1 protein-coding gene is annotated in these 1022 nt (G+C 68.3%); it reads left to right on the top strand.

Translation table 11 applies throughout. The features are described 5' to 3' along the window. The coding region (locus J8I82_RS37760; RefSeq protein WP_209765725.1) for a 3-hydroxyacyl-CoA dehydrogenase NAD-binding domain-containing protein at positions 1 to 1022 on the top strand (1022 nt) is incomplete at both ends.

Below are 1022 nucleotides of genomic sequence, written 5' to 3'. Positions count from 1 at the left end.
CAGGCTGGCCTGACCGTCAACCTGTATGACGCCAACCCGCAAGCTGTGGCCGCCGCCCGCCAGTACCTGCAGGACACGCTGGCCAAGCTAGCCGACAAGGGCAAGATCAGCGCCGCCGACGCCGAGGCCACGCTGGCCCGCGTCAAGCCCTGCGGCGCGCTGGAAGATCTGGCCGGCTGCAATATTGTGGTCGAAGCGATTGTCGAGAAGCTGGAAGTCAAGCGCGACCTGATCGCGAGGCTGGAAGCGATCCTGCGCGAGGACGCCATCATCGCCTCGAACACCTCGTCGCTGTCGATCACCGCGATCGCGGTCGGGGCGAAGCACCCGGGCCGCATCGCCGGCTACCACTTCTTCAACCCGGTGCCGCTGATGAAGGTGGTCGAGGTCATCGACGGCCTGTCGGGCGACCCCGCGGTTGGCGACGCGCTGATGGCGCTGTCGCGCCGCATGGGCCATACCCCGGTGCGCTGCAAGGACATGCCGGGCTTTATCGTCAACCATGCCGGTCGCGGTATGAATATCGAAGGCCTGAAGGTCGCGCAGGAAGGCGTGGCCGAGTTTGCCGACATCGACAACATCATGCGCGAGCAGGCCGGCTTCCGCATGGGCCCGTTCGAGCTGATGGACCTGACCGGGCTGGACGTGTCGCACCCGGTGATGGAGTCGATCTACAACCAGTTCTACCAGGAGCCGCGCTACCGTCCGTCGCCGATCACCGCGATCCGCGCGGTCGGCGGGCTGATCGGCCGCAAGGCCGGCGCGGGTTTCTACCGCTACGCCGATGGCCAGAAGCAGGTGCCGGCCGCCGCCGTGGTACCGGGCGCACGCCCGTCGAGCGTGTGGGTCAGCCATGACAGCGAGCGCGGCCACGCCATGGTGACCAAGCTGCTGGGCGCGCTGGGCGTGACCCCGGAAGGCGGCAACCAGCCATCGGCCGATGCGCTGATCATCGTCACGCCGCTGGGCCTCGATGCCACCACCAGCGCGCTGCAGCAGGGCCTGGACCCGGCCCGCACCGT

The organism is Cupriavidus consociatus, from assembly GCF_017814975.1.
Classification (GTDB): Bacteria; Pseudomonadota; Gammaproteobacteria; order Burkholderiales; family Burkholderiaceae; genus Cupriavidus; species Cupriavidus consociatus.
The sequence above is the reverse complement of the archived record's forward strand: the minus strand, read 5'-3'. Positions and strand labels throughout refer to the sequence as shown.